Source organism: Paenibacillus sp. Root52 (assembly GCF_001426865.1).
Taxonomy (GTDB): Bacteria; Bacillota; Bacilli; order Paenibacillales; family Paenibacillaceae; genus Paenibacillus.
In genome coordinates this window covers 50,198-76,680 of record NZ_LMFO01000013.1, presented here as the reverse complement: position 1 = coordinate 76,680, position 26,483 = coordinate 50,198, and the positions used below count along the sequence as shown (strand labels likewise).

General features: G+C 43.8%; 26 protein-coding genes. 11 read left to right on the top strand and 15 right to left on the bottom strand.

Annotation, left to right across the window (positions count from 1 at the left end):
- Positions 1 to 381: 381 nt before the first annotated feature.
- Together rocF and ASD24_RS15140 are read right to left on the bottom strand one after the other, a co-directional pair.
- Positions 382 to 1,350: an arginase gene (rocF, locus tag ASD24_RS15145; RefSeq protein WP_082560421.1), complete on the bottom strand. Its 969-nt coding sequence runs from the start codon at positions 1,348 to 1,350 to the stop codon at positions 382 to 384.
- 58 nt (positions 1,351 to 1,408) lie between these two features.
- Entirely contained in the window at positions 1,409 to 2,602 is a 1,194-nt protein-coding gene (locus ASD24_RS15140; protein ID WP_056697142.1) for an ornithine--oxo-acid transaminase, read from the bottom strand.
- A 449-nt stretch (positions 2,603 to 3,051) separates the two neighbouring features.
- On the opposite strand from ASD24_RS15140, the gene ASD24_RS15135 reads away from it, so the two are divergent.
- Positions 3,052 to 3,696 carry a GntR family transcriptional regulator gene (locus ASD24_RS15135; protein ID WP_056697141.1) on the top strand — a complete coding sequence of 215 codons (645 nt, stop codon included), beginning with the start codon at positions 3,052 to 3,054 and terminating at the stop codon, positions 3,694 to 3,696.
- A gap of 142 nt (positions 3,697 to 3,838) precedes the next feature.
- Here ASD24_RS15135 and ASD24_RS15130 read toward each other — a convergent pair whose 3' ends face one another.
- On the bottom strand, positions 3,839 to 4,564 hold the full coding sequence (locus ASD24_RS15130; RefSeq protein ID WP_056697139.1) for a class I SAM-dependent methyltransferase: 726 nt from the start codon (positions 4,562 to 4,564) through the stop codon (positions 3,839 to 3,841).
- Positions 4,565 to 4,727: 163 nt separating this feature from the next.
- Between ASD24_RS15130 and ASD24_RS15125 the strand changes: the two genes are divergently transcribed.
- Positions 4,728 to 5,078, top strand: a complete 351-nt coding sequence (locus ASD24_RS15125; protein WP_056697136.1) for a hypothetical protein — start codon at positions 4,728 to 4,730, stop codon at positions 5,076 to 5,078.
- Between the two features lie 238 nt (positions 5,079 to 5,316).
- On the opposite strand, the gene ASD24_RS15120 is transcribed toward ASD24_RS15125, so the two are convergent.
- The 4 genes from ASD24_RS15120 to ASD24_RS15105 form a co-directional block, all read right to left on the bottom strand.
- Complete coding sequence (locus ASD24_RS15120; RefSeq protein ID WP_056697134.1) at positions 5,317 to 5,544, bottom strand: cold-shock protein; 228 nt, start codon at positions 5,542 to 5,544, stop codon at positions 5,317 to 5,319.
- Positions 5,545 to 5,730: 186 nt separating this feature from the next.
- On the bottom strand, positions 5,731 to 5,931 hold the full coding sequence (locus ASD24_RS15115) for a cold-shock protein (protein ID WP_024633772.1): 201 nt from the start codon (positions 5,929 to 5,931) through the stop codon (positions 5,731 to 5,733).
- Positions 5,932 to 6,316: 385 nt separating this feature from the next.
- Positions 6,317 to 6,553 carry a DUF6953 family protein gene (locus tag ASD24_RS15110; RefSeq protein WP_056697132.1) on the bottom strand — a complete coding sequence of 79 codons (237 nt, stop codon included), beginning with the start codon at positions 6,551 to 6,553 and terminating at the stop codon, positions 6,317 to 6,319.
- Between the two features lie 128 nt (positions 6,554 to 6,681).
- Positions 6,682 to 7,464, bottom strand: coding sequence for a CPBP family intramembrane glutamic endopeptidase (locus ASD24_RS15105; protein ID WP_056697130.1), 783 nt, complete (start codon positions 7,462 to 7,464; stop codon positions 6,682 to 6,684).
- A gap of 314 nt (positions 7,465 to 7,778) precedes the next feature.
- On the opposite strand from ASD24_RS15105, the gene ASD24_RS15100 reads away from it, so the two are divergent.
- Complete coding sequence (locus ASD24_RS15100) at positions 7,779 to 8,450, top strand: phosphatase PAP2 family protein (protein ID WP_056697128.1); 672 nt, start codon at positions 7,779 to 7,781, stop codon at positions 8,448 to 8,450.
- A 238-nt stretch (positions 8,451 to 8,688) separates the two neighbouring features.
- Here the strand turns inward: ASD24_RS15100 and ASD24_RS15095 are convergent, their stop codons facing one another.
- The gene (locus tag ASD24_RS15095) at positions 8,689 to 9,468 is read right to left on the bottom strand and encodes a helix-turn-helix transcriptional regulator (RefSeq protein WP_056697126.1); all 780 of its coding nucleotides are present in this window, start codon (positions 9,466 to 9,468) and stop codon (positions 8,689 to 8,691) included.
- A gap of 110 nt (positions 9,469 to 9,578) precedes the next feature.
- Between ASD24_RS15095 and pyk the strand changes: the two genes are divergently transcribed.
- Entirely contained in the window at positions 9,579 to 10,994 is a 1,416-nt protein-coding gene (gene pyk / locus ASD24_RS15090; protein WP_056697124.1) for a pyruvate kinase, read from the top strand.
- Positions 10,995 to 11,133: 139 nt separating this feature from the next.
- Here pyk and ASD24_RS15085 read toward each other — a convergent pair whose 3' ends face one another.
- A complete protein-coding gene (locus ASD24_RS15085) occupies positions 11,134 to 12,657 on the bottom strand; it encodes a methyl-accepting chemotaxis protein (RefSeq protein WP_056697122.1) in 1,524 nt (507 codons plus the stop codon).
- Between the two features lie 172 nt (positions 12,658 to 12,829).
- Positions 12,830 to 13,279 (bottom strand): SRPBCC family protein, encoded by a 450-nt coding sequence (locus ASD24_RS15080; RefSeq protein WP_056697120.1) that lies wholly within the window; start codon positions 13,277 to 13,279, stop codon positions 12,830 to 12,832.
- A gap of 307 nt (positions 13,280 to 13,586) precedes the next feature.
- Between ASD24_RS15080 and ASD24_RS15075 the strand changes: the two genes are divergently transcribed.
- From ASD24_RS15075 to ASD24_RS15055, 5 genes are all read left to right on the top strand, one after another.
- Positions 13,587 to 15,029, top strand: a complete 1,443-nt coding sequence (locus ASD24_RS15075) for a serine hydrolase (protein ID WP_056697118.1) — start codon at positions 13,587 to 13,589, stop codon at positions 15,027 to 15,029.
- A gap of 187 nt (positions 15,030 to 15,216) precedes the next feature.
- Positions 15,217 to 16,032, top strand: coding sequence for an AraC family transcriptional regulator (locus ASD24_RS15070; protein ID WP_056697117.1), 816 nt, complete (start codon positions 15,217 to 15,219; stop codon positions 16,030 to 16,032).
- Between the two features lie 167 nt (positions 16,033 to 16,199).
- Positions 16,200 to 16,556, top strand: a complete 357-nt coding sequence (locus ASD24_RS15065) for a DUF1304 domain-containing protein (protein WP_056697114.1) — start codon at positions 16,200 to 16,202, stop codon at positions 16,554 to 16,556.
- Between the two features lie 112 nt (positions 16,557 to 16,668).
- Positions 16,669 to 17,469, top strand: coding sequence for a DUF4261 domain-containing protein (locus tag ASD24_RS15060; RefSeq protein ID WP_056697111.1), 801 nt, complete (start codon positions 16,669 to 16,671; stop codon positions 17,467 to 17,469).
- Between the two features lie 276 nt (positions 17,470 to 17,745).
- Positions 17,746 to 18,105: an STAS/SEC14 domain-containing protein gene (locus tag ASD24_RS15055; RefSeq protein ID WP_056697109.1), complete on the top strand. Its 360-nt coding sequence runs from the start codon at positions 17,746 to 17,748 to the stop codon at positions 18,103 to 18,105.
- A gap of 203 nt (positions 18,106 to 18,308) precedes the next feature.
- On the opposite strand, the gene ASD24_RS15050 is transcribed toward ASD24_RS15055, so the two are convergent.
- From ASD24_RS15050 to ASD24_RS15040, 3 genes are read right to left on the bottom strand one after another with little or no spacing between them, the layout of a single operon-like run.
- The gene (locus ASD24_RS15050) at positions 18,309 to 18,809 is read right to left on the bottom strand and encodes a GNAT family N-acetyltransferase (RefSeq protein ID WP_056697107.1); all 501 of its coding nucleotides are present in this window, start codon (positions 18,807 to 18,809) and stop codon (positions 18,309 to 18,311) included.
- Positions 18,806 to 19,303: a hypothetical protein gene (locus ASD24_RS15045; protein WP_056697105.1), complete on the bottom strand. Its 498-nt coding sequence runs from the start codon at positions 19,301 to 19,303 to the stop codon at positions 18,806 to 18,808. Before ASD24_RS15045 ends, ASD24_RS15050 begins: the two co-directional genes overlap by 4 nt.
- A 57-nt stretch (positions 19,304 to 19,360) precedes the next feature.
- On the bottom strand, positions 19,361 to 20,029 hold the full coding sequence (locus tag ASD24_RS15040; RefSeq protein ID WP_056697103.1) for a hypothetical protein: 669 nt from the start codon (positions 20,027 to 20,029) through the stop codon (positions 19,361 to 19,363).
- A 225-nt stretch (positions 20,030 to 20,254) separates the two neighbouring features.
- On the opposite strand from ASD24_RS15040, the gene ASD24_RS15035 reads away from it, so the two are divergent.
- Both ASD24_RS15035 and ASD24_RS15030 read left to right on the top strand, forming a co-directional pair.
- Positions 20,255 to 22,231: a methyl-accepting chemotaxis protein gene (locus tag ASD24_RS15035; protein WP_056697101.1), complete on the top strand. Its 1,977-nt coding sequence runs from the start codon at positions 20,255 to 20,257 to the stop codon at positions 22,229 to 22,231.
- 113 nt (positions 22,232 to 22,344) lie between these two features.
- On the top strand, positions 22,345 to 24,324 hold the full coding sequence (locus ASD24_RS15030; RefSeq protein ID WP_056697100.1) for a methyl-accepting chemotaxis protein: 1,980 nt from the start codon (positions 22,345 to 22,347) through the stop codon (positions 24,322 to 24,324).
- A gap of 175 nt (positions 24,325 to 24,499) precedes the next feature.
- Here ASD24_RS15030 and ASD24_RS15025 read toward each other — a convergent pair whose 3' ends face one another.
- Entirely contained in the window at positions 24,500 to 25,510 is a 1,011-nt protein-coding gene (locus ASD24_RS15025; RefSeq protein WP_056697097.1) for a LacI family DNA-binding transcriptional regulator, read from the bottom strand.
- 151 nt (positions 25,511 to 25,661) lie between these two features.
- Positions 25,662 to 26,471, bottom strand: a complete 810-nt coding sequence (gene iolB / locus ASD24_RS15020; RefSeq protein ID WP_056697094.1) for a 5-deoxy-glucuronate isomerase — start codon at positions 26,469 to 26,471, stop codon at positions 25,662 to 25,664.
- Positions 26,472 to 26,483: the final 12 nt, after the last annotated feature.

The window sequence follows — 26,483 nt, the reverse complement described above, 5'->3', positions numbered from 1 at the left end:
TTTCTTTCGAAGCTTATTTTGTTTGCTTGCCGCACCGTGTTTCTCGTGTTTTCTTGGCCGGAATTAGAATATACCATGTACAGATTTAGAACGCAAGCCTTTTTTTCAAAAGTTTTAAAATCCGCATCCTCCTTATAACAACAATGACTCATCTACCTTTTCTAACAGCCACTCACATCGTCCGCATCCATCTCCCATCCATTACAGCAGTTCATATGCACAACCAGAACAAAAGCCAGAACGCTCTCCCTCTTCTTAATGAAAGAGTAACCGCACTGGCTATCTTCAGATCTCTTTCTTCTATAGTAAGAACATTAATACATACAGATCATTCATATACACTAATGACGTAAGATGCTAATTCCATTTACAATATATCCACTATAGAATTCGTTTACCAAGCAGAGAAGCGATCAGCTCTACCCCAAGTCTTGCAGTATGTCTGTTCTGATCAAACAAAGGATTGACCTCTACCAGTTCCATAGATGTGATTCGATTCGTCGACGCAAGCAGCTCCAATGCAAAATGCGCTTCACGATAGTTTAACCCGCCTGGAACTGGCGTCCCTACCCCCGGCGCTTCACGAGGATCAAGGCAATCCATATCAAAACTGATATGGATTCCGTCTGTACCTTCACCCACTATAGAGAGTGCCTGTTTAATAACCTGCTCTATGCCCAAACGATCGATGTCATGCATTGTATAACTTTTGATGCCAAGCGTTCTAATCTGAAGCTTCTCATAGTCATCCAAGTCACGCAAACCAATGTAAACCACCTTCGAAGGATCAATGAATGAGCCAGCACCAGGAATTTGAGAAAAGTTAAACGATGAATGCCCCATTGCTACTGCTAAACCCATGCCATGCACATTACCGGATAAGCTGTGCTCTTCTGTGTTGAGATCAGCATGTGCGTCGAACCAGATTACTCCCAACTTAGAGTAGTTCGCACTTAAGCCAGCTAAAGTACCAATTGCAATGCTATGATCACCACCAAGTACCAGAGGGAAAGTACCCCCAGTAACCGCATTAGAAACTTCACGACATACTCTTTCGCTCACCTGACGTACTTCCGATAGATATTTTCCTCGGGATTTTTCAGTAGAGGAAGCAGGCATATTCGTGCAATCAACCCTTACTTCTCGTTGAACAGTTAGACCTAGTCGTGCAATTTCTCTTCTCAGTCCTGCAGTAATCAGTTCATCCGGGCCTAGCTCTGCCCCACCTCGTGCTCCAGCTAATCCAAAAGGAACTTTAATAATGGCAACCTGGCGGCCTTCCTCAGATTTAAGAGGTAACTCACTATAAGCATACGGCTTACCTACAGATGCGTGCTCGTCTTTTCCCATGCAAGTCATCTCCCTCAGTAATCTTTATATGAAGTAAGTCATCCAATAAGGTATAGAACTATTCACTTAGCACCCTACGAATCTTCTCTAACGCCCAATCCATTTCATCCTTCGTAATTGTTAACGGTGGCGCAAAGCGTATTGTGGTCTCATGCGTCTCTTTGCACAACAGACCTTCCGCCATTAATCGCTCACAGAAAGGACGTGCCGGCACATGTAGTTCAACACCAATAAACAATCCCCGACCTCGAATTTCTTTAATAACTGAACTACGAATGCTCTGAAGCTCCTTCATAAAATAATGACCTGACCGCTCTGACTGCTCAGCAAGCTTCTCATTCTCTAATACATCCAAGGCCGCAATCGCAACTGCACAAGCTAATGGATTACCTCCAAACGTAGAACCATGTGATCCCGGCTCGAATAAATCTAATATGCTTGCATCAGCTGCAACAGCAGATATAGGCATCACTCCGCCACCTAAGGCTTTGCCCATAATCCATAGATCAGGTTCTGCTCCCTCCCAATCAGAGGCAAACCGACGCCCTGTTCGACCGAATCCAGTCTGGATCTCATCGGCTATAGTTAGCACACGTTGCTGCTTGCACCAAGAGAATGCGTCTGCAAGATAACCTTTCGGCGGGATAACGATTCCCGCTTCCCCTTGAATGGGCTCTACTAGAAAGGCTGCCGTATTGGGAGTAATAGCCTGCTTCAATGCCTCAAGGTCTCCATACGGAATAATTCGAAATCCCGGTGTGAAGGGACCAAAATCTTTTTTATATTCTGCCGAAGATGAAAATGAAGTCACGGTTAATGTTCTGCCATGAAAGTTACCGGCGCACACAATGATCTCTGCTTGGTTTTCCGGTACTCCTTTGCTGCGATAAGCCCACCTGCGAGCCGCTTTAACGGCAGTCTCTACAGCTTCGGCACCGGTATTCATCGCCAAAATCTTCGACTTTCCTGTGAACTGTGCGAGTTTTTGATAAAAAAGAGAGGCAGCCGTGCTATGAAACGCACGCGATGTTAATGTGACTTGATCCGCTTGATCCTTCAGTGCCTGTATAATGGTAGGATGCCTGTGCCCATGATTCATAGCCGAGTATGCACTCAACATATCCATGTATCGCCGACCTTCCGGATCCTCAACCCAGACCCCCTCCGCACGTTCAATCACAATTGGAAGAGGGTGATAATTTGGAGCTGCATAGCGTTCTGACCATTCCATTAGCTGTTTAGAATCCGGCATATATCTCAGCACTCCTTTAACATTATATTGTATACAAAATACAACATTAGCGTATGATTCGCCCTAACTACGCAAGACTTGTTATTATTATTCCACCATAGTCTACACTCGACAGATCCTACTTTAATATATGATTTTCTTAAAGAAAAATTTACAACGTAATTTTGTATATAATATACAACATACAATATATGGTCTTTATTGTAAGTAATAGTATCAAACAAAACACTTGAGATCAATACATGAAGCGACTTTATATGTCCCTTCTCCATAACGTAATATGTTGACAACTCAGTATCATCATTATGCAAGTTAGCGCTTACGTTTGCTTGCCCAACTCCCACCTCGGTGTTAAGATGATAAAAACTTGAAACACTTGAGCGGTGCACGATTCCGGGGTCACTCCCCACACACATCTAATCATCACTATATAGAAGGGAGGATTCGGTATGGAAGTACCTAAATACCGGTCCTTGAAAGATCACGTTTACGATTATATAGCACAGAAAATTCAAGACGGCACACTGCTCCCTAATCAAAAAATCAACGAAGCAGAAATCTGCAAAAAACTCGACATCAGTCGCACGCCTACGCGGGAGGCTCTGTTTCAACTCGCTTCAGACAACCTGCTGCAATATATCCCTCGCAGAGGTTTTATCGTCACGCCTTTTGATGCAGGCAAAAAGTTAGAGTTCTCTCAAGCCATCGGAGCTCTCGAAGCACTTGCTGCAACACTGGCTGTAGATCTCCTCAAAACTTCGGAGTTGCTGGAGATGGAAACTCTTATTGCTCGAATGGACGAAGCCATTAACCAATTGGATCTAGCAGCCTATAACAAGGATCAATATCAGTTCCACAATTTATACATTCAGCGATGTGGTAATGCTACGGTGATCGAGATGTTAAACACACTGAAGAATAGCTTTATTCGTCAATCCTATGTGAGCGATAATAAATCGAAGCTGTCTAGTGTCCTTCACGAAGTTAACGAGGAGCACCGACAAATACTCAGCGCTTTCCGAGCCAAGGATAAGCTTCATTTGGAGTCTCTGCTTAAGTATCACTGGCGAATTATCGATAACGACATGTTATAACCTGCAATCTCAGAGATGCAGCGATAAAGTAATACCGTTATTACAACTAGAGGGTAGCCCGTAACTTACGGACTATCCTCTTAAACACAGCAGACACACCTCACAACCTAGCTCAAGTACATACTTAACCATGACTATAATTTTACTCATTCCTTAATGGTACCTTCGCCTCAATCACAGCATATCCCAATCTTTTGCCATACTTAGCGAGTAAACGATCATTCATTCCACTCATACGCTGCACTCGCTCATCCTCAAGCAATGTCATATCCATCTCCCGATAAGGATCATGATCCACACCCCATCTTCCCATCGAGCGTGAATGTTCGTGTACTGTAATTGCTGTAAATCCACTTTGTCTCAGACGTCTTTTCCACCTATTTATGCTTGCTAGTGTCCTGATCCCATAGAACTGTTTCAGCTTGTGGCTCATGATCTCCGTCTTCCGCCCGGATAATATCATCTCCCGATCAATCAACAGACCACCCGGCTTCAAAACACGCTTATATTCAGACAGCGCAGCACGCCAGCGGGTAAATATTGTGACAGATTCTACAAACACCACATCAAACCGATCATCTGGAAAAGGTAATGCCGTTGCATCCGCCTGAATGAAACGAATATCCAACCGCTCACGCCTAGCGCGTCGCACAGCTTTCTCCAACATTCCACGGTGAAGATCTACTGCAGTCACACGATAATCATGACGTGCTAAGTGGCATGCCGTCCTTCCCGTACCGCAACCCACTTCAAGTATCTGACTACGAGATGGCAGAGATAAGGAATCCAGCAATTGTACTGTTGCTTCAAAACCGCCCGGATGTGCACTCCCTTCTCCCAATCCCGCCAGTAAATCATGATAGTCCATGACTCCAGCCCCTTCCTACACTCTTTAGTGTATGGAGCAATTCCAAAAACGGCACCTCCCTATGCTTTTTCCGGGTACTCGTCCATACCAAATCCCCTACCTTTTACTATGATATAGAAACCGTTGATTTCAGGCGGCAACCGCAACTACGAGGGGGATATACATGTATAGAATTCATCCGGTATGTGAGGATACGGTTTCTCCGCACGTTGGACGCCCGGTTTGTCTTATTATGAAAGACGGGAAACACATGTATGGCACACTTGGAAGATGTCGTGATGGCAAAGTATTTTTGGATGGCTGTTACGAGGGGCCTCGACTCTCTTCTGTTCAAACCAAGCAACAGCAGCATAAAAAAGGTAAAAAGAATGCAGCCAAAACAGTTCAATCCTCAGCTTATGGGCCGTATGGTTATGGTCGCGGATATGGACGTGGATACGGCCGCGGGTTCGGTACAGGATTTGACATCGCACTCGTCTCTACACTCCTGTTATTGCCTTTTCTCTTCATCTAATCTTTAGATCGAGAACAAGTAGCTCATTCTTATTAAGTATCTGTGAATACAGCAATAAGCTTCTCGCAGTATGCGAGAAGCTTATTTTTTTTGGTTTGTAATACGCTATTTATAGCAACAACAAAAAAGGCATTCGCCAAAACGAATGCCAGGAACTTCATATTTAGTACCCATGCCTTTAACAACGGGTGTATTTTACTTTAAAAAAAAACACCTCGTAAGAGGCGGGTAAGCTATATTAAATCCGATTTCCTTTAGACATCGTTTTCAGGTTACTATTCGAATTTTCAAGCAATGGCAGCATCCTAGTCGTGCTAACCATCTCAGAAGCACATATCGGACAAGTAGGCACGCTATCAAACGCAAAATTGTCCCGCATCCATCCTTTGCACGTATCGCTCGTACATTCCCAGATTGCCGCATCCGCTTGTGGAATCTCTTCCAACGGTTTTTTGCGATTATACATGACTTCTACCCCCTTTGTTATGGAAAAACATCTAACCGACGTTATTTCACAGAAGCCTATCTTAGCGGAAGTTTGCACTCCACCAGACTCCTGCCTCGACAACTAATGGGCCGACTTTCATTTATATACTCAAAAAAAAGAAGCTGCCTTTACCATTATAACATGTTAAAGGCAGCTAAGCTTTAATTACAGTTTTACAACTTCTTCTGCTTGAGGACCACGGTTTCCTTGTACAATTTTAAATTGCACGCGTTGACCTTCGTCCAGCGTTTTGAAGCCTTCGCCTGTAATAGCGCTGAAGTGTACGAATACATCTTCTCCGCCTTCAACTTCGATGAAACCGAAGCCTTTATCAGCGTTGAACCATTTTACTGTTCCGTTTTGCATGTGAATTACACCTCCAAATAAAGATTAACATGTTCCTTTGTTCTTTGCAGCAAGCAAATAAAAATTCACACATTGAAAAAGGTACCAGTCATAACCTATAAGTGATCGCCCTTTACAATATATGAATTAGGTTTTCCACTCCTCTACAACATGATCTTATTATAACTCTGATTCTGCCAAAAAGCAAATCTTTGTATTTTCTTTTCAAACAGCTTTGGAAATACATGTTATTCCGCGCAGTACAACAGGGTTTTTTAGCTCCCCTGCTCCTGCACGGTCTTACCAAAGGATATGCAAAAGGCATCCAAATTATACCCTTTTATAAAAAAAAACGAGTGATTGCAGTTTCAATATCCCCTTATAGATCTGTACTGCACGATAAATGTTATGTCCATGCCCACGTAAAGCTATCTCGATCCCAAGCAATCCGTCCACCGTGTAGCTTACGGAACGCTTTTTTCACTTCTTTTTCTAAGGATGCATTCCCGCTCTCATTCACAAACACAAATTCTTCTCCAAAATTGGACTTCACATATGCTATAGCAGCTTCTTGACGAAGCGTACCCGTGAATTTAATCTCTTGTACCATCCATTCTGCTACATCCTGTGCAGTTTTCTCCATAATACACCTACAATCGCACATTGTACGGCTTAACTTACGTTTCAACACGCAGCCCGTTTACCGTCTGGTTAAGTATAACACGTTCCATAGGATTGACGGCAAACAGAGCTATCATGTCAGAAATTTCTTTATCGATTTATCGGTTGTGAAGTATTACTTGAATCTACGCTATATCGTTGTGTTCGCACACTATATGTTAACCAAATGCAGTAGCCCACAAGAACAACTATTACAAAGATATCATAAGGAAGTGTACCCGTATCCTGTAGATCATCTCCCAGAAATTGAATTAAATTATGTACAAAGTGAAACAGAACTAAGGGTATGATATTTCCATTCTTCAACATTAACAGTGCCAGCACACCCCCAATTAGAAGAGCATAAACAAGTTGTAAAGCAATATCAGCCATATTCTGGCCGGATAAAGCATTCATAATATGCGTGATCGAAAAAAGGATACTGGAGGTTAGGACAGCAGCAACTGCACTCTTTCTTAGAAGGATGTTAAATATCAGTCCACGATAGATCGTTTCTTCAACAAACGCGACGAGCAGGGTGAAAAAGATAAAAAAGGCTACCTTGGACAACGTGAGTTCTCCAAATCCCTTCAAAGCGATTGTACCCAATACAAGTATTAGCGGAATATAATACTTCGTCTGCTCCACTGGAATGGTTCGCAAAGACCGGAATCCGATCTCACCCCACCTACGCCGCATAGTTAAATAGATGATGAGTACAATCGCAATCGGTGTAAACGATAGGAGTACAGGAGACGTGTAGTCAAGTTGCTTCATCGTTGCCACCGCACCCGCTGCAAACACAGCGAACAAGAGCAACAGTTCAATGATGACTACAGCTAGAATTGGCCTCCTCTTCGAGAACGATTCTTTTCTACTTTGCGCGTTTGCCATAAGGTAGTACCAGCCTCTTTTCATTTTCTTTTGTCGACATCACCAAAGTTAGGATGACACTACAGTTGTACTACAATATGCAATATATTACAGCATCCTTTTTTGGATAAAACTATAAAAGTAACAAAAAAGAGACTTTCTTCACGGGGTTTTCCCCTAAAATCAGGTATGGCTTATATCTGGTTCTGTACATTATAGTACTATGGAAAATTTCATCCCTTCATTTCTGCAGGGTAACAATCATGGAACATCGTCTTATATAGAGAGAATCCAAAGAACCGTGTAGTATGCACATCAAAGATCAGGGGGAACTTATGAAAGCACTATTTCTACGCTGGGGACATCTACTAGCTATACTGTGTATACCTTTGCAAGGCTCCATTTATGTTTTTCTAGGTAGCAACACGGGTAGTGACGTCTTCTACAACTATGCTTGGATCGATACCCAGATTCCTTTTATTAAAGAATTTATTTACCCATATATCAGTTGGATGCCCATTCTGTATCTTGGATTTATCTATCTGGGGCTGACCAATAAAACATTATTTTGGCGTACGATACTCACGTATAATGTAGGGGTGATCGCCGCCAACATCTGTTTTGCGGTATTTCCGACGCATGTACCACGGCCCATTGTAGGTGGAACCGATTTGAGTAGCTGGCTGGTTCAATTCATTTACACAAATGATGCACCATTCAACTGCTTTCCAAGTATTCATTGTCTCACAAGCTATATGTTGTTTATCATCGTCAACCGTCACTTGAACTTCAAGCCAGTGCTGCGAATCTCATTATCTGTTTGGTTATGGTTGATCATCGCTTCCACTGTATTTGTAAAACAACATTCTCTGCTTGATGTTGCCGGTGGAATCCTGTTTGCTGAAGCAGCTTACTGGGCAGTTCATGCGGTACTTCTTCGTCGTAACTCGGGTCACCAAAAAGAAAAGCAAACGCTGGGTGCAACCAACACCAGCAGCAATGCCTAGATTAGGAATGAATAAAACATAGGTTGTTGCAATCCACTACCTAGTAACTTAAAAAGAGAGCCACCGGCTCTCTTTTTTTTATTCGCTCATCCACTCCGTGGATCTTATGAGTCTATCTCTACACCTACGCCTACACCTATCTCTAATCCCACCTTTAGCCTTCCCGTCCTTTCAATAGAAGAAAGTAAGCATAGTTAGCCCTTCAGACTAACGATTCCATAACTCAGGGCTGCGGTTTTCATATTACAGGTGGACGCTCATGCAGGAAATCAGACGGCGGGCTTCCAATAATACGTTTGAAGATGCGATAAAAATAAGACAAGTCGCGATATCCGAGGAATTCGGCAACTTCTTGGATTGAGAGCTGTGACTCGGTAAGCAGATATACGGCTCTTTTCATCCGTTGATCATGGACATATTGGCTGATGGTCTGGTTGGTCATACTTTTGAACAACGCAGCTGCATAGTTCGGGGTCTTATCAATCTCATCACCCAGCTCTTCTTTCGTTACCTTCTCCCTATAATGACGCTCAATATATCGTTTCATTCGCTCCGCCTGCATATGACGCTCCGGTGGAATAACTCCTCGATCCAGCTCACGGTTCACATAAATTAGCACTTCCATCAATAAGGCTTGGCTCATCATGACATAATAAGAAGGGCGCTCCTGCCACTGCTGATGAATGGCCTTCATGCGTTCATGGATCAGTTCGTAACATCCGGGCTTATGCCGCAAGACCTCTGCTCGTTCTAATGCCGACAGTGACTCCGGTGTTTCTCCTGTTAATTGAACAACAATTTGGGTATGTGTAACGGTAGGGATGCTTTTACCATAATAAGCAACACCACCGGGAATAATCAGTAGCTCGCCTTTCTCCATGATCTGTTTTTCGCCGTTCACCCAATATACACATTTTCCATAAGTAACCAAGCTAAGACGCCAAGTTTCCTGTGTTTGCACAGCTTCTTCGAACCATCCGACACCATTAATGTGTCGTACTTCTAACGGAGTGACCATAATACACCTCATTATTGGACTATACTCCAATCATTGTACTATAGTTCATACCCTGATTCGACAGAAAACGCTACAATACACATATAAGCAAAATATGAGGAGGAAATAGCATGTTGAAAACAAAAATTATTTGTACTATGGGACCTGCTTGTGACTCAATCGACTTATTAAAGGTAATGATCCAGGAAGGTATGACGGTTGCACGTTTGAATATGGCTCACGGCGAGTTGGAAGATCACGTTGGACGGATCAACAACATTCGTCAAGCAGCTTCTGAGCTGAACACATACGTACCAGTTATGATGGATATCAAAGGACCAGAAGTACGGATTGGTAAACTGAAAGAAGCATCTTGCCACCTTCAAGCAGGCAAAGAGCTCATCCTTACGACAGAAGAAATTCTCGGTGACGCAGAGCGTATCTCCGTAAACTACCCAGAATTGAATCTGGTTGTGAAGCCTGGCGATCGCATCCTGATTGATGATGGTCTGGTTGATCTGACTGTATTGTCTGTAGAAGGTTCGGATATTCATTGTAAAATCATCAGCGGTGGCATCCTGAAGCCACGCAAAGGTGTTAACTTGCCAGGAATCAAAACGACGCTTCCAGGTGTTACTGAACGCGACGTTATGCACATTGGTTTCGGTATCGAGAACAACATCGAGATCATTGCAGCTTCATTTGTACGTAAAGGTGATGACATCCGTGAGATTCGCAGCATCTTGAAAGAGCGTGGTGCAGATCACGTACAGATCATCTCCAAAATCGAGAACCAAGAAGGTATGACTAACTTGGACGATATCATTGAAGCTTCTGACGGTATCATGGTTGCTCGTGGTGACCTTGGGGTAGAAGTACCGATTGAAGACGTACCAATGATGCAAAAAGAAATGATCGATAAATGTAACCGTGCAGGTAAACCGGTTATCGTTGCAACACACATGCTGGAGTCCATGCAAGTGAACCCACGTCCAACCCGCTCAGAAGTAAGTGACGTAGCTAATGCTGTACTTCAAGGTGCTGACGTTGTCATGTTGTCTGGTGAATCCGCTGCAGGTAAATATCCAGTGCAATCCGTGCGTACGATGGCAGCAGTTGCACGTCGTGCAGAAACGATGATTGATTACAAAGAACAATTTGCTCAAAAATCCGCACAGCAAATCGCTGATATTACTGAGGTTATTAGTCAAGGAGCTGTAAGTTCTTCTCTCGTACTCAATGCCAAAGCGATCATCACTTCGACTGAAAGTGGCTTCACAGCGCGTATGATCTCCAAATATCGTCCGAAAGCTCCAATCATTGCGGTTACTCAACATGAAGAAGTGCTTGCAAAAATTTGCTTGCTCTCCGGTGTTGTACCAGTTATGGGAGATAAGGTTACTACAACGGACGAAATGTTCGAATCCGCTACACGCAATGCAATCAAAACAGGTTACATCGAAAAAGGTGACATCATCGTATTGTCCGCTGGTGTTCCTATCGGTCAATCCGGTAACACTAACCTGATCAAAGTTCAACAAGTATAAAAGTCTATAAGTCCCTTTATATAAAGACACACATCAATATTGATGCTTAAACAGCCGTTTCTCTGTGATGGAGAAACGGCTGTTTTTGTATAGACTTCCTCCACTCTGAGCGGTGGAGAGCATAACCTATTCGTTTGTCTTACAAGTTGCGTGAGAAATTCACTAAGTCCTGGGACATCGTGTTGATCTCATCCATGGACGCATTCACTTGTTGTGTAAGTGCAGCCTGGTTCTGTGTCAGTGTAGACATGTTACCAATATGATCCAGAATCTGATCAATGAGTGTCTTCATTGCATGCATGCTATCTTCAATATTAACGGTTGCATCAGAGCTATGATCTGCCAGCTTACGCACTTCCCCCGCAACGACGCCGAATCCAAGTCCTAGCTCGCCTGCACGTGCAGCTTCAATCGCTGCGTTCAACCCAAGTAGATTCGTCTGACTGGCAATCTCTCGAATAAACGTCGTAATATTCTTCGTCTCGTCCGCACTAACCTTCACCTGCGTAGCAGCCTCAGCAGATAGCTCCTGTGCTGTCACCAGCTCCTGTGCCTGATCTGTAATCGAGTTAATGCCACGAACCATCTCACTGATGGATTCGGACAATTGCTCTGTTTTCCGATTCATCGCTTCGACTACCTGTGCTTTATTCTTCTCGTGAGTCACATCACGTATTGTACCAGCTACGCGCAGTGGCACCCCATCATTGTCTCGTATCGTCTCACCACCCGCATGATACCAACGATATTCACCATTCTTACGTTGTAAACGATAATCCAGATCATACGGTGTACGTCCACTATAATCATTCATATGTTCAGCAAACGCGTTAATGGTGCGATCATGATCTTCCGGATGAAGACGGGAGCTCCAACTGCTGAATACATTGGGAAAATCACTCTCATCTTTGAATCCGAGTTCTCTGCGGAACTGTGGGGACCACCAAAATTCATTGTTCGGATTAACCACATCTCCAGCAACAACGGTCATATCCCAAGGTGCTTCGACTAGGGCTCGATTGACAAGGTCATAACGTGTCACGAGTGCTTCAAGTTGATCTGACTCCGTCTTCTGATCATGGATATCAAACATGATTCCTAAGAGCTTGATGGGAACTCCCTCACTATTTCGGACAACCTGGCCCAGACAACGGAACCAGCGAACCTCGCCGCCTTTTAGTATCATTCGACTCATCACGTTATAAGGAGCCGTTTCCTTAGGGTTATTCACATTTTCCGTGATCGCTTGCACCAGTTGTGGTCTGTCCTCTGGATTAACAGATTTCGCCCAGCTTGCAAATTCATTAGGGTAATCCTCTGCATTCACATAACCAAGCATGCGCCTGAATTCATCGGAGAATGACACTTTATTATTACGATCAAGTGGATCGCCAGCAACGATGTTAGACTCCCAGACCCCAATGTTCATTACTTGATTTAACATGCTCAACCGTAACGTCAGTGCTTCATTTTTTTGGTTCCTTATATGTATAGCTTTATTCACATTGCTTACAATCTCAGCATATTCTTGTAAATCTGTCTCCACAGTGGAGAGCTCATTAACCTCATTTCTCTCTGCATCTACCACAAGTTTACGACTATATTCCAGCAACTGTTGCAGCGAAGCATTTGGCTTGTTCGATTGTGTACGGTTAAACAGCATGTTCATTTCTCCTCTACAGTTATACACCTATAATTCGACATGATCTGACATGAGTTCAGATTACACCTCCTCCTTCGTAAATACAATAAAAATAAGCGCCAAATCGGCGCTTAATGGATTTTATTTTTTTGACTATACGTATGACTGCCTTCCATCCCCAATGGGATACCAATTACCAACCAAACTGAAGAGTCTTTCCTGTCTCTACCCAGCTCTTGATGCTGCTCAAGATCATCCACCAGCTCTGCTGTGCATTTGCAAATGACGGATGATTCTCTGTGAACTGATCATTAATTAATGTCAGCTTCGTGCATTCCCCTACGGTCTCTAGTTGAAAAGACACTCTGGATTGCAGTTCCTCATGATTCGCATGATAGGACGGTCCGGGATGTTCGAGATAACTCAAAGTAGACAAAGGTTCGAACTCCAATATCTGTCCATACACATGAACAGTCTCTTGCCCATCGTTCCCCGGCCCAACATAGGCAAAGGGCTGACCAGGCTGAAAGTTTGAACGGAGTTCACTGCCAAAGAAGCTGCTACGCGTCCCATCTGGAGAGATTAGGGCACTCCACACCTCTTCTAGTCCAGCATTGATATAAAACTCATACTTCAGCTCCACACAATCCACTCCCCTTATGTAATTGATGTACAAGCGAGTTACTTACATGACTATCCTATCGTTATACCCTAAAGGTGTATTGTAAAAACACGACAAGACTATATGTTAGTTTACCTTTAAGAAGTGGTTCACAAAGTCAACTTAAGCATACGTTTATCTTTTGCTAAAAAAGTATCGTTATCCATATTCTTCTATGATATATTGGAATGCAGATGAATATAAAGGGACGTGAACCCGTTGGTATAACTCATGCTAGCTCAATCAGGTTTGCTTTTTGAAAATTTCATATAACCTATTGGAGGATCTCATGAGCGATATTCAGCGAAAAATAGATCAAGTGCACAATGCATTGTCCGCATTTTGGAAAGGCGAGCCTGTTCCAGGATTGGCGGTAGGCATCGTCTATCGTAACCAAACCATCTATACTCGTGGCTTTGGCATCATGAATATGGAAAGTGGATTGCCAGTTACAGAGCACACGCTCTTTCACACTGCCTCTGTGTCCAAAACGTTGGTAGCCACAGCGATCATGCAGCTTGCGGAACAAGGATTGTTGCAGCTAAATGGGTACGTAACGGAGTATTTACCCTACTTTAACCTGAAAGACGAACTCTACCAGCTAATCACCGTGAGACATCTGCTGAATCATACATCAGGCTTACCTGATGAAGATGATTTTGGATGGGATCGCCCTGAGTATGACGAAGGGAGCCTTGAACGCTATGTGAGGAGCATTGGCAATTGTACTCTGCGTAGTAGGCCAGGGGAAGCATTCTTTTATAGCAATATTGGTTATGAGATTTTGGGTGATCTAATTGCCAAGGTTAGCGGTATGGACTTTGAATCCTACATGAAGAGCCATATCCTGTTACCCTGCTCTATGATGCATAGCTCATTTCTCAAACAAGAGGTGCCCGCAGACCTTCTCGCTGATCCGCATATTCTAGGATTATTCGAAGGTTATGGACCCGAGGTTAGCCTCACCTTCCCTTACCATCGAGCCCATGCACCAAGCTCCACCTTATATGCGAGTGCCACAGATCTATGTGCCTATGCGGTTAAGCAGCTACAAGGGCTACATGTCGATCATACCTCGCGTCTACTTCATGAGGAGAACTACCATGCCATGTGGGGTTCAGAGACAGTCACCGGCTATGGCAACTGGTTGAACACCATGGGACTTGGCTGGTTTACAGGTGAGTATAAAGGGTGTCGGACGGCTGCTCATATGGGAAGGGACACGGGTTTTCGTAGTCTCTTGGTGCTTCTTCCCCACGAGGGTATTGCAGTGACGATCCTGATGAATGCCGATTATATCGGTTTAAACATCGTAAGTGAGACGTTGCTCGATATCTTGCTTGGTATGAATGAGAGAGCGACCATTCCACAATCCCTTGCACATGCCTTGGCAGGGATCGCCTTGCGGGATGGGGTCGAAGAAGCCTATCAATATTATGCTGACGTCGTACTTCCTTCTATAGATACCTATGTAGTCTATGAAGGTGAATTCAACGCTTTTGCATATATGTTGCTGCGAAGTGAGAGGCCGAGGGAAGGACTGTGCATTCTGGAGATCGCCATTCGACTATTTCCAGAATCATCGAATCTCCATGATAGCTTGGGGGAAATGTACGCCGTAGCTGGGAACCGCGATCAGGCTATAGAGCACTATCAGAAGTCTATTGAGCTAGATCCAACTAATGTAGAAGCAACTGAGATCATTCATAAGTTGTTGAGACAGTTTGATTAGACAGATTTGTTCCCTGTTCTAGGTATATGACATATCATTAAAACTACAATATCAACGACTACAGATTTACTCTGTAGTCGTTTTTTTGGATACAAAAGCAAACTTTCGTACTTGATATAAGATCAGCTACACTACACTTATCAGAATGACAGGTATTATCTATATGATGATGATGGGGGAACACAAGATGCAATCCGTGAATGATATGAAGAGAGCCAGCATGGGTATACTAAAATTTGATGAGATGGACGCCACATATCAGTTGAATCGTTATGCTCCTTCTGAAGCATTACGTGCATGGGTGAAGCACTTCTGGATTGCGTCCTGGGATCTTACTGGGAAGCAGCCTTATTCGCAGCATATCGTTCCTAATCCTTGTGTGAATCTCATAGTAGAGCACGGTAATACTTTTTTCTACGGCCCTTCTAAGCGCAAGTTCACTTACATGATTAAGGAAAAAGGCAGTGTGTTTGGCGTAAAGTTCAAACCTGGCGGTTGTTATCCTTATCTCCGTACACCTATATCTGCACTGCAAGGCAATCCCTTGCACGTTGGACAAATCCTCAATGTTACTTCAGACGAACTTGAAGATTCCCTGCTTGGAATGAAAACCGATGTGGAAAAGGTCAGCTATATGGATCAGCTTCTCTGCGAACATATACCTGCCGAGGATGCTAAAGCCCAATTCGTTGGCGAGATTGTTTCGCAGATTGAACTAAACCGCGATATGCTGAGGGTAGATGACTTAGCTGCCTTTTGGAATATCCATACCAGACAACTCCAGCGACTGTTTAATCAGTATGTAGGGATAAGTCCCAAGACAGTAATTAAACTGTATCGTCTGCAAAATGCGGCTGAATCTATCGAACAAGGTTCTCACTACGATCTAATTCAACTTTCTCAGGACCTGGGCTATCATGACCAATCGCATTTTATTAAGGACTTCAAGTCGATCATAGGTAGTACGCCCGAAGATTACGTGAATAACCATTCAAAAAATTGATTCGACCCTCGACTAACGAACCCGTACATCTCACTAATTATGAAAGATAGTATGTATACACACAATTTAATTGCGCAAAATTAAATTTATACTTCCCGTTTATAAAAGAAAGCTTTATACTGGTATACAAGTAATCAAATACATATGAGAAAGCAAGGTGTTTTTTCGTGATCAGTATCATTTTTGTAGCTCTTGTTGCTATTGAACATTTGTATATTCTCGTAATGGAGATGTTTATGTGGACAAGCCCACGTACAATGAAAACGTTTGGTACCACTCCTGAATTTGCTAAGTCCACCAAGTCTCTTGCGGCTAATCAAGGTCTGTATAACGGATTCCTCGCTGCGGGTCTGATCTGGGGACTGTTGTATCCAGACTCAACTGTTGGACAGCATATCCAAATCTTCTTCTTAGCCTGTGTGGTCATTGCGGCTATTTATGGAGGAGCAACTTCCTCCCGCTCTATCATCATTAAACAAGGCTTGCCTGCCATTATTGCATTGCTTCTCGTCCTGTTCCTCTAATCACATGCCGATACCATGACATCGCGGATTATTACATTCCTCGTATGTTATGGTAAGGTAATGACATAGCACTTATGTCAATTACTGTGATTGGTTGAAAGGAGAACGTCTCATGGGATTGTTTGATAAACTTAGACGTCGTAAAAAGGAAACTGTGCAGGTAGATGAGGTCTTGGCGTCCACTCCGCATCATGAAACCATCGTTGGATTCGTTCTGTTAGAACGTGAGGAATGTGATTTGAATGTCTTCATCCATAAGATGAAACAGGAATGGGACATAGACATTGAGGAACAACCGGAAGAAGGCAATTTATTTTTTGAAGTGGACGGTATGCAAGTGGTATGTGCTCATATAGCTGCTCCTGTGCCTGATCGTGAAGTCGAGGAGAATGCCAAACTTAATATACTGTGGCGAGAAGCAGAACAAGTAACTTCCCGACATCAATCGCAAATTATAGTGTCTGTTCTGAATGCAACCGATGCGATTCAAGGACATATTCTATTCACCAAAACAGCAAGTGCCCTATTACAATTGGATCATGCACTCGCCATATATCTAGCACCACTTGTAGTAGAAGCAAGTCAATACATAGAGATCAGTCGGTGGCTGAAGGAAGACGAGCTACCTGTATCGCTGTGGGTGTACATTGGTTTATTCCAAGATGCTCAAGGTGCCTCAGCTTATACATACGGTTTACGTAGGTTTGGGAAAGACGAGATGGAGATCACCCAATCTGCTGAAGCATTAAGTGACGTGTATGAGATGATGTTTATGACTACAACTTATGTCATCGAGAATGATATCACGTTGCACGATGGGGAGACACTTGGGTTCACAGCAGAACACAAGCTACCCATCACTCGTTCAGAAGGAATAGCTACAGAAGGTCATAGTCTCAAAATAGGATATTAGTCTATTACTGGCGATAGATACGCAATGCCAGATGTTAAATCCCAATAAGCTGCCTATGTCGTTTATAGATATGGCAGCTTTTTTGGTATCTAATTTAATAATTTAACTTGTTCTCATATAGCTGCATTTTCTCAGACTTACCTAAGCATTACGATTTAATAGTCCATAAGTATCACAAAAAGCTAATTGTAGTTTTCATTCATGCTAAAAATAGGTATAATTAATAGGTAAATAGACTCACGTTTACATACATTTTATGACTGAGGAGTTGCCTAAATGTCCGTTAGACTTTTAGATTCAGACACACCCATTATGGAGATTATTTGGGACGGAATTGTAACGCCAGAACAAGTGGAACAGGCGAATATACAAATTCAACAACTGAGTAAGTCACTAGGGGATTCATTCGATGTGTTGGTCGATATGCGTAATATGAAGGCTTTCCCCCAAGATACCAAAGAAAAAATTGTAGAGCACCAGAAAATGCTTACGCAATTGGGCATGAAACGCGCCAGTGTGGCCGTTGGTGGAGCCATCGCCAAAATGCAGTTGAATCGAATCTCCAAAGATTCCAACCACCAAACCGAGTTTCAATGGGAAACGTATGATGAAGCATTGGCCTTTTTGCTAAAATAATCAATCGATTTTTTTGACTTATGTTTCATAAGTATTCCAATCTGAGTTGCACATAAAAAGGCACTTCCTTCAGGAAGTGCCTTTTCTGCTCTGCTCTGTTCTGAATTCTCCCTGTTCTTTCTCACCCATAGATGCACTCTGAACTTCCAGTGAAGATTCAATATTTATTTCATTTGGAATATGAAATTTGAACTTACTCTGTCTTATTGTATCGTGCACACCATCGTGACTGATGTGTCACACATGCCTACTTCAACAAATCCAAATCGACGATACAATCGAATTGCTTCGTTATCTGGATCAACACTAAGTGACACAGCAGCAATACCCCTTTGCTTCGCTTCCTCTAATGCAGCTTGAATTAACCGTGTACCCACACCTTGTCCGCGTGCTTCTTCAATGATCGCCATTCCCATCTCCGGTGTCTCCGCATTGACATAGCCGAATCCTGCATTTTGTTCATTGAAGAACCTAAGTGTGATTGAGCCTAATCTTCTGTCCTGTCCCCCGTGCGTAGCCACCGCCACAAATCCAAAGTCGCCTTCCCTTCCCCATCCCTCTACGTATTTAGATAACCCAGGGCTATGGATAATATCCCGTTTAAAGGGCTCGTCTTCCTCTCTGGTATACAGGGATGCATATAACATTTCCCATAAAAATGGAACATCTCGCTCATCAATGGGTCGAACGACAATATCAGTCATGCAGCCTCCTCCTTTAACTTATTAAAAATACGTTCAATTTCATTGAAGTTGAATTCATTGGTGATCTTGTAAGACTTATGGGCATCTCTCGTTGCAGCACTATTATAAATCGCCATGGTATTGTCGCTATAGAGTGAAATTCCGAGTTGTTCAGAAAAACGATCCTCTTTGATAACCAAGATCCGTACTTGGTAATAGTAAGGTAAATCCTGATCTGAACCCACTTGTTTTACATTTTGTAGTTCAACATCCTTGAATAGTTTTAGAATGCCCTGGATCTGCTTCGGATCTTCAAGTTGAACTTCTTCAGAATCATAGAGCTCGCGTTCAACCTTACTTATTTCCAATAGCCTAATCTTGTCAAGCATGGTCATATGATCGGTTACCTCTGCACGAAACGTAGTATGCTGACTTTTCACATATAACGGGATCGCAATAGCAGCAACTACAATGGCCGTAACTATAGCTAAAATATACTTCGTTCTATTTTTCATATGATAGCGATGCACCCCTCCCGTAAAAATGCAATAAAAGCCCTATAACTTGGATGCTTATAGCTTCACCCATCCTGATCCACTAAAATACCTGCGAAATCCCTTGTCTGATCCGTCCATTGATTCCATTGGGAACCAATGCTGTTGCCGAAGCTCTTCAGCTGATAACACACCTAATTCATGCTTACGCTGACCTTCACTGCTCAACCAATCGGCGTACGCATTTAAACTGACCTGTACACGAGATTGATCATGCCTAGTCACCATCACATAATTCTGTACAAGTTTAGTCGAATTGGAATCCTCCGGAGTCAAGTAACTTGTATTTTCATAGACCTGTCGAAACTCCCTCTGTATCTCAGACCCATCTCGAACTTCTTCAATCTCTGCAAGAAACCCCGTCTGCACATCGACACCAGCTCCTAGATCGACAAGTGCGGTATATTCTGCATGATAGATATTGGAAGAGTAAGATGCAGGTTGCCCCTTAAGCTGAGAAAAATCCTCTCCTGTAAGCTCCAGATATCTAGAATGGAATTGTTCAGGAGACAAGTTGGTCATCTCCCAATGGAAAGCTACATCACTAAGAGAATCCATTATAATCTCAACCTCAGGAGTAGGAGGTGTGTAATCTTCTAATTCTTGTTCTCGCGAGGAATTAAGCAGAATCAAGAGCGCAACAAAACACGCAGATAAGATGTATCCCCACTTTTTAATGATACTCACTCCCCCATTTTCCTAATCTCTTAGACTTTTAAATTCCTAAAACAAGTCCCTACTTTTCCCTGTCTATGTAAATAACGTTGAATCTACATGAAAGTTATTCATTAATTTCAATTGTAATCGCATTCAGAAATGTTATCTCTAAAATTTAAAATTTATATGACGATATACTTCATAAGCTTTTAACCATGCTAACACATTTATGACATCTAGGGGGAGAAGTAAAGTATGAAATTAAAACTTAAATTGATGTTGGCCTTCTTGATCACCGTCCTTGTTACTGCAGGTGCTCTCGCACCACTGGGTCTGTATCAGTCAGGCAAACAAGCCACTCAAAGTGTGAACAACAAACTAGACGGATTGGTATCTGCCGCAACATTTCAGTTGGACGGTTGGTTACATGGCAATGAGAAATTACTAGAAACGGTGGGGCTCATATTCCAAGAAGCTGTGCCTGCTTCTGATGTGAATGAGGACTATTTGTCCATCATGTACCAGGGCACCAATCAGAACAATCTAGAAGATTTATATTATGGTAACGAGGATGGTCAGTTTATAAATGGTTCCGACTTCGTCCAAGCAGCAGATTTTGACCCCAGAGAACGTTCCTGGTACAAAGAAGCTGTGGCAGCAGATAAGCTAATCTTTACCGATCCATACATCGATAACAAATCTAAACAATTCACGGTATCCATCGCCATGCCTATAAAAACAGAGAATGGTGCGCTACAGGGGGTTGTAGCTTCTGATATTTTGCTCTCCAAATTAACCGATACGGTCAATCAGATTGATCTGGGTGGGTTAGGATACACCTTCATGCTTGATAAAAATGGCGTCATCTTAGCTCATCCCCAAGCTGAGCTCGCAAGTACTTCTGCTGCGGACAATGCTGAATTGGGGCCGTTACTGGCTGAGATGATAGCTAATCCAGCAGGACAGACGTCTTTCCAATATAACGGAGAGAACCTGCTCTTATACTTCAAACAGATTCCAAGTACAGGTTGGATTGTCGGTTCAGTCATTTCTGAAAAACTCGCTTATGCTGAATATTATCAATTACGTAATCAATATATTCTCATTATCACCGTCACGCTGGTCGTTGTTTTGGCAGGAGCATATGGTGTTGCCGCTCGTTTAATCAAACCTTTGAAACGACTCCAGCTCATGTCTGCTCAAATGTCTGAAGGTGATTTCACAGGTCGTGTTCCCTCCAAAGGAAAAGATGAATTCGCCGAGCTTGGGGTGGCCTTTAATTCAATGTCTGGTCAGCTCAGCCAATTGTTGCAGCAGGTTCAACAATCTGCAGATCGAGTTCAGGACATTTCACATGAAATGGAGGATCATACCGGGAATACCCAGCGTATTGCTGAACAGATCTCCATTGCTACAGACGAGCTCGCTCAAGGATCAAGCAGTCAGGCAGAGTCTGTCTATGAAGGCTCTAGCCGACTTACCGAAATGAGCCACACTGTCAATGGCATTAATGGCAGTATCGAGCAGTCGGTAGCTATGATGCAGGAGGCAACAGACGCCATGCAGGCAGGATTGCGAGCCGTAGACCATCAAGTGCATCTCTCAGAAGATAACCGTAAATCTATTCAACAGGTCGGAGAATCCATCCACTTATTGGCGGACAAATCTCGCAAAATCGAAGGTATTGTCAGTATGATTCGTGATATTTCGGCTCAGACGAACTTGCTCGCCTTGAATGCCTCCATTGAAGCTGCTCGAGCGGGAGAGCAAGGACGTGGGTTCGCTGTAGTTGCGGGTGAGGTACGCAAACTAGCTGAGCAATCTTCCCAGTCTGTTGATTCGATTATTGTGTTGCTAAACGAAATTCAGGCTGCGAGCAGTCAAAGCGTAGATGAAGTAACGTCTGCAGAGCAAGCCACCCAACAACAAGTTGCCTCCGTTCATGAGATGCGGGATGTCTTTGCACGAATTAAACAATCGGTCGATGGCATTGACCATCAGGTGAGACAGGTTTCCACAGCGACCTCTGAACTCGACAACAATGCAGGCAAAATTGCCGAGGTAATCTCCAGTGTTGCCGCGATGTCCGAACAGAGTGCTGCTTCCACAGAAGAAGTCGCTTCTTCGACTCAAGAGCAGTTCAATTACATTACAACCATTTCAGATCGCTCTAGAGAATTAACGAATCACGCCAACACGTTATTTAACGAAGTGAAAAAATTTAAAATTTAATCTTCCTCCATACTAAATATCTGCTTCATTTTGACGATATATTATCTAAGTTGTAAGTCTTAAAGTTTCATTCAAACATAAGAAATAGAACTGGATGCTTGGGGGGAATGGGAATGAAGCTCAAACCAAAATTAATGATTATGTTTCTCGCCGCCGTACTAATTACGGCAGTTCCGCTTGCAGCTCTGGGCTTGATTCAAACCGAGAAGCAAGCAACGTTACATGTGGATACTAAATTAAATGGACTGATGACCTCATCAGCCAACGAGTTGAATGGATGGATTAGCAGTAACGCTAAAGTGGTTGAAACACTGTCGTTCATCATTCAGGAGGGTGTACCCGAGGGGCAGCTCAATGCAGATTATTTTAATATTATGAAGCTTGGTAGCAATAAAGAAAGCCTTTCGGATCTCTACTTTGGTGCAGAACAAACTGGCGAGTTTCTTAATGGTTCCGGCTGGGTGCCTGACCCTGATTACGATCCCCGAAAACGACCATGGTACATGGAAGCCAAGCAAGCTAACCAATTAACATTCTCCGATCCTTACCTAGATATGGTGACTAATCAATATGCCGTGTCCATCGCCATGCCTGTACAGAATAAGGAAGGGCAGTTACAAGGGATTGCGGCAGCCGATCTGCTCCTCTCCACCCTTACCGATACGGTGAGTAAGATCAACCTAGATGGGCTAGGATACACCTTCTTAATTGATAAAAAAGGACAGCTCCTAGCTCACCCTGATGAGAAGCTCGTGAATACATCTGCTGCGGACGATCCAGAACTCCAGCCATTATTGGCTGATATGCAAGCTAACCCGTCAGGGCAGAAGCTTTTCCGTTACAACGATGAGAACTATTCATTATTCTATCAGCAGATTCCGAGTACAGGCTGGGTGATTGGTGCAGTAATTTCCGAAAAGCTCGCTTATGCCGAGTATTACTCTTTACGTAATAATTATATTCTGATTATCGGAATTACACTGCTCGTTGTGATGGCTGCATCGTATTGGATTGCCTCACTCTTCATTAAGCCTCTGAGAAGCCTGCATGGCACATCCCAGCAAATGTCGAGTGGTGATTTTACCAGCCGAGTGAACATAAAGGGCAGAGATGAATTTGCCGAGCTGGGTGCGGCATTTAATCAGATGTCCGATCAGCTGAGCACGCTACTTCAACAGGTGACCTCTTCCGCGGATCAAGTACAGCGTATTTCTGGTGAGATGGAAGACCATACGAACAATACGAAGCGCATAGCAGAGCAAATCTCCATTGCCACAGATGAACTGGCTCAAGGGTCTAGCAGGCAAGCCGAATCTGTCTACGATGGCTCCACTCGTCTGTCGGAGATGAGCGATAACGTTAGCGGTATTCACCGCAGTGTAGAGCAATCCGTCAACATGATGCGTGAAGCGAGTGAAGCTATGCAAGTAGGGATTCAGGCCGTCGACCATCAGGTCGAGCTTGCAGGCGATAATCGCAAGTCTATTGACCGTGTTGGAGAGTCCATCACACTGCTGGCAGACAAGTCTCAGAAGATCGAAGGCATTGTCGATATGATTCGCGGCATTGCCTCACAGACCAATCTGCTTGCCTTGAACGCATCAATTGAAGCAGCAAGAGCGGGTGAACATGGACGCGGATTCGCCGTCGTTGCAGAAGAAGTGCGGAAACTCGCCGAGCAATCTTCAAGTTCTGCCCAGGATATCATTGTATTGCTAGATGAGATTCAAGCAGCTAGTCGCCAAAGTGTAGATGAGGTGGTCTCTGCTGAAGGTGGCATTGATCAGCAAGTAGCTGCCGTGCATGAGATGCGGGAGTCATTCACACGGATTAAGCAATCCATTGACGGTATCGACAGCCAGTTAGGGCTTGTATCCTCTGCCACGACTGAACTAGATGGAAACGCAGGCAAGATTGCTGAGGTGATCTCCAGCGTAGCGGCCATGTCAGAGGAAAGTGCAGCTTCCACCGAGGAAGTTGCCTCCTCAACGCAAGAACAGGTTAATTACATGACGAGTATATCGAAACGTGCTAATGAACTGTCACAGCATGCCAACACATTATTCCAGGAAGTGAAAAAGTTCAAAATTTAAACGGAAACGTTCAAATTAGGACAAGAATCTGCTTCGCTCACGGAATGATCAACACAATAAATAAGCCGCGTCTCCCCTCAGGGATCACGCGGCTTATTTATTGTATACTTCAGTATTGTATTTAATATGAGTGTGAGCGAGAGTGACGGTATAACGCAATGAGAGCACACTATTGTTAGCGTTCAACCCTAGGTCCTGTCGACTCCCGTACCACCAATTCAGGCTTCAACACCTTCTGCTGTGGCTGCTTGTTGTGATCCTTCAACTCTTCAATAAGAATATCCACCGCATGACGACCAAGCTCTTCAATAGGCTGAGCAATCGTTGTGAGCGGCGGGCTCGTAACTGACGCCAGAATCGTATCATCAAAACCAATGATCGACACATCTTCAGGCACACGTAGACCTAGTTCCTTCGCTGCCTGTAGCGCACCTATTGCCTGTATGTCATTACAACAGAATAGACCTGTTGGACGCTCGATATCGCTAAGGAGTTGCAGCACTTCCTGTTTGGCCGCGTGCAAGTCAGCAGAAGAAGCTCTGATCCGTTCCGATGCAAGCGTGTGACCTGCTTGCTGCAGCTGCTCGCGGAAACCCCGGATTCGTTCTTGACTACTGCTCACCTTGAACGGTTCAGATAATACAGCAAGATGGGTATGCCCCAGTTCCAGTAGGTGCTGCGCAGCCAACGCACCACCTAAACGGTCATCAATAGCGACTGTGTGCACAGATAGCGTTGGCATCTGTCTTGCGATCAGTGCAACAGGAATCGATTGTTGCAGCAGTGGTGCCAATATATCTGCATTATCGATCCCCGTTCCGATCATCATGCCATCGACTCTTTTTTGCTGTAACAAATTCAGATAGCGCTCTACCCGCTCGTCCTTGTTATCTGTACTGCAGATCACGACGCTGTATCCGAGCTTGCGACTCCGATCCTCCACCGCACGAGCCAGCTCGGCAAAATACGGATTCGAGATATCGGGAACGAGCAGACCCAAGGTATACGTCTGTTTGCCAGTAAGTGCAGCAGCAATGGCACTTGGTTGATAGTGCAGACGTTCCATAATCTCCATGATCTCGGCGCGGCGCTTTTCACTAATTTTCCCTTTGCCGTTAATGACCTGTGACACCGTTGCTATCGATACACCCGCTTCACGTGCTATATCATAAATGGTTGCTTTCAATGTTATTTCCCCATTTGTACTACATATAAAGTTCATTATACATAGGTAATCGTTTCTTCTTATTATGCAGGGGGATGTCCGCATAAGCAACCAACTGTAGGTTCTTCCCGTGCATAAGACAAGTCCAGCATGTTAAGGACTCTGAAGGAGTCTATCTTTTGTTCATCAGCCAATCATGGTCAGGATCGTTATGGAATTTCCATGTCCGCGTTGGTCCAGCCATCACGTTCAGATAATACACCTCGTACCCTGGAGGAGCACCTACCGGATGGTATCCGCATGGTACAAGCACCACTTCGCCATTGTTGACGGCGAGCGTCTCATCCACAGAACGATCATCAGTATAGATCCGTTGAATAGCGAAGCCTTGCTGAGGCTCTACACGGAAATAATAGGTCTCCTCCAGCAATGACTCATCTGGTAGTGCATCCCGATCATGTTTGTGCGGAGGATAACTCGACCAGTGTCCATCCGGTGTAAATACTTCTACTACAAGCAAACTGTCGGCTTCCTTTTGCTCTGGCAAAATGTTATGGATCTGCCGCTCCAGATTACCGTACCCTCGTGATTCAACGCCAACATCCTCAGGTGCAATCAGACGTGCTGGGTAACTTCCTTTACCAGGCGCTGCACAAATAGCAATTTCAAGTTTGGTAAGCGCAGTAACCTGTACTTGATCTGAACTCGGAATATACACAGCGTATGGAGGGATTTTCTCAAAAACGCTCATTCTGCGCCCAATATTCTCCCACGTGTTCTTCTGTGTACTCACATTCGCAAGTCCGCTAAGAAGAACGATACACAACTCCTGATCCTCGCTCTCACGCACCCATGTCTGATTCTCCTCCAGTTGTACCACCTGAAATCCTACGTATTCCCAGCCGGCCGACTCTGGCGTAACGGTTAAGAGTGTTCCATCCTCTGCTGGTTTGAATTCGGGCTTCACTATGCGCTCTGACATGTGGTTACCGAC